This is a genomic window from Chitinophaga sp. (assembly GCF_035564935.1).
Taxonomy (GTDB): domain Bacteria; phylum Bacteroidota; class Bacteroidia; order Chitinophagales; family Chitinophagaceae; genus Chitinophaga.
The window spans coordinates 1-2,774 of record NZ_DATMTE010000427.1; the positions used below are offsets into that span (position 1 = coordinate 1).

Sequence of the window (2,774 nt, forward strand, 5' to 3'; positions counted from 1 at the left end):
CTCATAGCTTTAAGTTGCTCAGCTGTCATAGCTGGCAAATGTATGGAAAAAACGGAGATATATACTAACGGCTTCCAAACTTTGTTTTGATTGTTCACTTTAGCATAATTTTTGCGTTGTAATGCGGTAACCATGTCGCTAATATTATAAAAAGTACCCATCCATTATGGTGAGTCATGAAACCCTCCACTTTAAAAACCGGTCTGTTTTCAATACAATTGGGTTTATTATTATGATCGCTGTGAATGCGCTGGCAGTGCTGCTTCCCATCAACGGAAAAACCACCGCGCAGATCTCGGAAGAATATCCCAACCTGTTTGCACCTGCGGGTATTACATTTTCTATATGGGGCGTTATTTGTTTTTCCCTGCTGGCATTTATTATATACCAGTTATGGTTATCATTTTCCAATAAAGAACCTGCAACACTGGTGTATACGATGCGGCGGATGAAAGACTGGTTCCTCATTTCCTGTGTAGCCAATGCCTGCTGGCTGTTTGCCTGGCATTACCATCTCATACCCGTAAGCGTGGCCATCATGGTGATCCTTCTTATTTCGCTGGTCATCATCCATGTTAACTTTGGTATCAGCACCGCTCCTGCCACCCTGCGGGAAAAGATATTTATCCATATCCCTTTCAGTATTTACCTGGGATGGATTTCGATTGCTACCATCGCCAACTTTACGGCGCTGCTGGTGTATACCGGCTGGGAAGGCAACCGCCACGCACAGATCCTGTGGACTATTGCTATGATTAGCCTGGGTACCCTGGTGAGCATGGCCATGGTACTGCTCCGCAACAATATTACCTATGCGCTTGTTAGCGTGTGGGCATTCTACGGCATTTTACTGAAAAGAAGGGCGGCGGATATGATGGATGAAAACGCCATCATACATACCTGTATTATCGCCATCGGGGTGATTGCCGTAACAATTTCCTGGCAATTATACAGGAAACAGAAATCATGAATCTAAAAGATTATTTTTGATGCGCATTTAATATATACACGACTATGTTTCCATCTACCAATCCAACAACCACCAAATCGTGGGACGCTTTAAAGAAACACGCTGAAGAAATGAAGAAGGTACATATGCGTGCCTTATTTATGGAAAACAAAGAACGCTTCAGTGAGTTCTCCCTTAAATTTGAAGACATCCTTTTCGATTATTCCAAGAATATAATTACGGAAGATACCCGCAGCCTGTTACTGGCCCTGGCAGCAGAATGCGGCGTAACGGATGCTATTAAGGCCATGTTCAGCGCAGAGAAAATAAACGTTACAGAAAACCGCGCCGTACTGCATACCGCTTTGCGCAACACATCCGACAAACCGGTTTTACTGGATGGCCGCGATGTAATGCCTGATGTAAAAGCAGTGCTGAATAAAATGGATCACATCTGCCGCCAGGTACATTCCGGCGAATGGAAAGGATACACGGGCAAGCCTATACGCTATATCGTGAATATCGGGATCGGTGGCTCCGATCTCGGCCCGGTAATGGTAACAGAAGCCCTGAAGCCATACTGGAAGCCCAATATACAAACTTACTTTGTTTCCAATGTGGATGGTACCCACATCGCCGAAACACTGAAAAAGATCACACCCGACGAAACGTTGTTCCTTATTGCTTCCAAAACGTTTACCACACAGGAAACCATGACCAATGCACATACTGCACGCAGTTGGTTCCTGGAACATGCGGAAGACGAGAAATTCATCGCCAAACATTTTGCGGCATTGTCTACCAACGAAAAAGCAGTTACCGCCTTTGGTATCGACCCGCAGAATATGTTTGAATTTTGGGATTGGGTTGGGGGCCGTTATTCCCTGTGGTCCGCTATCGGTTTGTCTATAGCCCTGACCATCGGTTTTGAGAACTTCACCGAATTGCTGGATGGCGCCCATGCAGCCGATAAACATTTCGCAGGCACACCGCTGGAACAGAATATCCCCGCTATCATGGCGCTGATAGGTATTTGGTATGGCAACTTCTTTGGCAGCGCCACGGAAGCCATATTACCATACGATCAATACATGCACCGCTTTGCCGCTTATTTCCAGCAAGGTAATATGGAAAGCAACGGTAAATCTGCTGATCGTACAGGCCATCCCGTTAGTTATGAAACCGGTCCTATCGTTTGGGGCGAGCCCGGCACCAATGGCCAGCATGCTTTCTACCAGCTCATTCACCAGGGTACCCGCCTGATCCCGTGCGACTTCATCGCGCCAGCCATCAGCCACAATCCTATCGGTGATCATCACGTAAAGCTGTTGTCGAACTTCTTCGCACAAACGGAAGCATTAATGAATGGTAAAACAGAAGCAGAAGTACGCGCCGAACTGGAGAAATCCGGCGCACCTGCAGAAGAAATTGCGAAGATCCTGCCATCAAAGATCTTCCCTGGCAACCGCCCTACCAACTCCTTCCTGGTGAAGAAAATAACGCCACGCTCCCTGGGCTCACTGATAGCCCTGTACGAACATAAGATCTTTGTTCAGGGCGTGATCTGGAATATCTACAGCTTCGACCAATGGGGTGTGGAACTCGGCAAACAACTGGCCAGCAAAATACTGCCGGAACTGGAAAACAGCGACATCATCCTCAACCACGACGCCAGCACCAACGGGCTGATCAACGCGTGGAAAGATATGCGTATGGCGTAGTGATCGCCTTCGGCGATGCGGAGTTTGTCTTGGAACACTGATTACGCTGATTTTGATGATTACTTTGATTTTATTTTTGAAGTTTGATAATAAGTTAAGGGAGA

General features: G+C 46.6%; 2 protein-coding genes. Both read left to right on the forward strand.

The genetic code is table 11. The annotated features are described in order from the left end of the window. The first annotated feature begins 166 nt into the window (after positions 1 to 166). A complete protein-coding gene (locus tag VN105_RS11075; RefSeq protein ID WP_325640796.1) occupies positions 167 to 970 on the forward strand; it encodes a hypothetical protein in 804 nt (267 codons plus the stop codon). 44 nt (positions 971 to 1,014) lie between these two features. Further along, positions 1,015 to 2,670: a glucose-6-phosphate isomerase gene (pgi, locus tag VN105_RS11080; RefSeq protein ID WP_325640798.1), complete on the forward strand. Its 1,656-nt coding sequence runs from the start codon at positions 1,015 to 1,017 to the stop codon at positions 2,668 to 2,670. The last annotated feature ends 104 nt before the right edge of the window (positions 2,671 to 2,774 follow it).

Bases quoted from the DNA above. Each gene is read 5' to 3' on its own strand.
- pgi (WP_325640798.1), top strand. From the start codon at position 1,015: ATGTTTCCATCTACCAATCCAACAACCACCAAATCGTGGGACGCTTTA.
- VN105_RS11075 (WP_325640796.1), top strand. From the start codon at position 167: ATGGTGAGTCATGAAACCCTCCACTTTAAAAACCGGTCTGTTTTCAAT.